Annotated in this window: 1 rRNA gene; it reads right to left on the reverse strand. The window is 50.7% G+C overall.

The annotated features are described in order from the left end of the window. Positions 1-26: 26 nt before the first annotated feature. Positions 27-2,918 (reverse strand): 23S ribosomal RNA (locus ACI77D_RS29165). Positions 2,919-3,150: the final 232 nt, after the last annotated feature.

The following is a 3,150-nucleotide window of genomic DNA, read 5'->3' on the forward strand; positions in this document are numbered from 1 at the left end:
GAGCATGCAAATTGCTTGGGTGTTATATGGTCAAGCCTCACGGGCAATTAGTATTGGTTAGCTCAACGCCTCACAGCGCTTACACACCCAACCTATCAACGTCGTAGTCTTCGACGGCCCTTCAGGGGACTCAAGGTCCCAGTGAGATCTCATCTTGAGGCTAGTTTCCCGCTTAGATGCTTTCAGCGGTTATCTATTCCGAACATAGCTACCCGGCAATGCCACTGGCGTGACAACCGGAACACCAGAGGTTCGTCCACTCCGGTCCTCTCGTACTAGGAGCAGCCCCTCTCAAATCTCAAACGTCCACGGCAGATAGGGACCGAACTGTCTCACGACGTTCTAAACCCAGCTCGCGTACCACTTTAAATGGCGAACAGCCATACCCTTGGGACCGGCTTCAGCCCCAGGATGTGATGAGCCGACATCGAGGTGCCAAACACCGCCGTCGATATGAACTCTTGGGCGGTATCAGCCTGTTATCCCCGGAGTACCTTTTATCCGTTGAGCGATGGCCCTTCCATACAGAACCACCGGATCACTAAGACCTACTTTCGTACCTGCTCGACGTGTCTGTCTCGCAGTCAAGCGCGCTTTTGCCTTTATACTCTACGACCGATTTCCGACCGGTCTGAGCGCACCTTCGTACTCCTCCGTTACTCTTTAGGAGGAGACCGCCCCAGTCAAACTACCCACCATACACTGTCCTCGATCCGGATAACGGACCTGAGTTAGAACCTCAAAGTTGCCAGGGTGGTATTTCAAGGTTGGCTCCACGCGAACTGGCGTCCACGCTTCAAAGCCTCCCACCTATCCTACACAAGCAAATTCAAAGTCCAGTGCAAAGCTATAGTAAAGGTTCACGGGGTCTTTCCGTCTAGCCGCGGATACACTGCATCTTCACAGCGATTTCAATTTCACTGAGTCTCGGGTGGAGACAGCGCCGCCATCGTTACGCCATTCGTGCAGGTCGGAACTTACCCGACAAGGAATTTCGCTACCTTAGGACCGTTATAGTTACGGCCGCCGTTTACCGGGGCTTCGATCAAGAGCTTCGCGTTAGCTAACCCCATCAATTAACCTTCCGGCACCGGGCAGGCGTCACACCCTATACGTCCACTTTCGTGTTTGCAGAGTGCTGTGTTTTTAATAAACAGTCGCAGCGGCCTGGTATCTTCGACCGGCATGAGCTTACGGAGCAAGTCCTTCACCCTCACCGGCGCACCTTCTCCCGAAGTTACGGTGCCATTTTGCCTAGTTCCTTCACCCGAGTTCTCTCAAGCGCCTTGGTATTCTCTACCCAACCACCTGTGTCGGTTTGGGGTACGGTTCCTGGTTACCTGAAGCTTAGAAGCTTTTCTTGGAAGCATGGCATCAACCACTTCGTCATCTAAAAGATGACTCGTCATCAGCTCTCGGCCTTAGAATCCCGGATTTACCTAAGATTCCAGCCTACCACCTTAAACTTGGACAACCAACGCCAAGCTGGCCTAGCCTTCTCCGTCCCTCCATCGCAATAACCAGAAGTACAGGAATATTAACCTGTTTTCCATCGACTACGCTTTTCAGCCTCGCCTTAGGGACCGACTAACCCTGCGTCGATTAACGTTGCGCAGGAAACCTTGGTCTTTCGGCGTGGGTGTTTTTCACACCCATTGTCGTTACTCATGTCAGCATTCGCACTTCTGATACCTCCAGCAAGCTTCTCAACTCACCTTCACAGGCTTACAGAACGCTCCTCTACCGCATCACTTACGTGATACCCGTAGCTTCGGTGTATGGTTTGAGCCCCGTTACATCTTCCGCGCAGGCCGACTCGACTAGTGAGCTATTACGCTTTCTTTAAAGGGTGGCTGCTTCTAAGCCAACCTCCTAGCTGTCTAAGCCTTCCCACATCGTTTCCCACTTAACCATAACTTTGGGACCTTAGCTGACGGTCTGGGTTGTTTCCCTTTTCACGACGGACGTTAGCACCCGCCGTGTGTCTCCCATGCTCGGCACTTGTAGGTATTCGGAGTTTGCATCGGTTTGGTAAGTCGGGATGACCCCCTAGCCGAAACAGTGCTCTACCCCCTACAGTGATACATGAGGCGCTACCTAAATAGCTTTCGAGGAGAACCAGCTATCTCCGAGCTTGATTAGCCTTTCACTCCGATCCACAGGTCATCCGCTAACTTTTCAACGGTAGTCGGTTCGGTCCTCCAGTTAGTGTTACCCAACCTTCAACCTGCCCATGGATAGATCGCCCGGTTTCGGGTCTATTCCCAGCGACTAGACGCCCTATTAAGACTCGCTTTCGCTACGCCTCCCCTATTCGGTTAAGCTCGCCACTGAAAATAAGTCGCTGACCCATTATACAAAAGGTACGCAGTCACCCAACAAAGTGGGCTCCCACTGCTTGTACGCATACGGTTTCAGGATCTATTTCACTCCCCTCTCCGGGGTTCTTTTCGCCTTTCCCTCACGGTACTAGTTCACTATCGGTCAGTCAGTAGTATTTAGCCTTGGAGGATGGTCCCCCCATATTCAGACAAAGTTTCTCGTGCTCCGTCCTACTCGATTTCATGACTAAGAGATTTTCGCGTACAGGGCTATCACCCACTATGGCCGCACTTTCCAGAGCGTTCCGCTAATCTCAAAGCCACTTAAGGGCTAGTCCCCGTTCGCTCGCCACTACTAAGGGAATCTCGGTTGATTTCTTTTCCTCAGGGTACTTAGATGTTTCAGTTCCCCTGGTTCGCTCCATACACCTATGTATTCAGTGTAAGGTAACCATCTTATGATGGCTGGGTTCCCCCATTCAGACATCTCCGGATCAAAGTCTGTTTGCCGACTCCCCGAAGCTTTTCGCAGGCTACCACGTCTTTCATCGCCTCTGACTGCCAAGGCATCCACCGTATGCGCTTCTTCACTTGACCATATAACCCCAAGCAATCTGGTTATACTGTGAAGACAACATTCGCCGAAAATTCGATAATACTCAATTACGAGTAACTCACAAATTTTACCTTAGCCTGATCCGTTACCAGTGAAAGTAACGTTCAGTCTATCTTTCTATCACATACCCAAATTTTTAAAGAACGATCTAATCAAAGACTAGAAATCAACATTCACCATCTTAACGATGGAATGCTCATTTCTAAGCTTTCA

It is taken from the genome of Pseudomonas sp. O39, from assembly GCF_045447295.1.
In the GTDB taxonomy this organism is placed as follows: domain Bacteria; phylum Pseudomonadota; class Gammaproteobacteria; order Pseudomonadales; family Pseudomonadaceae; genus Aquipseudomonas; species Aquipseudomonas antarctica_A.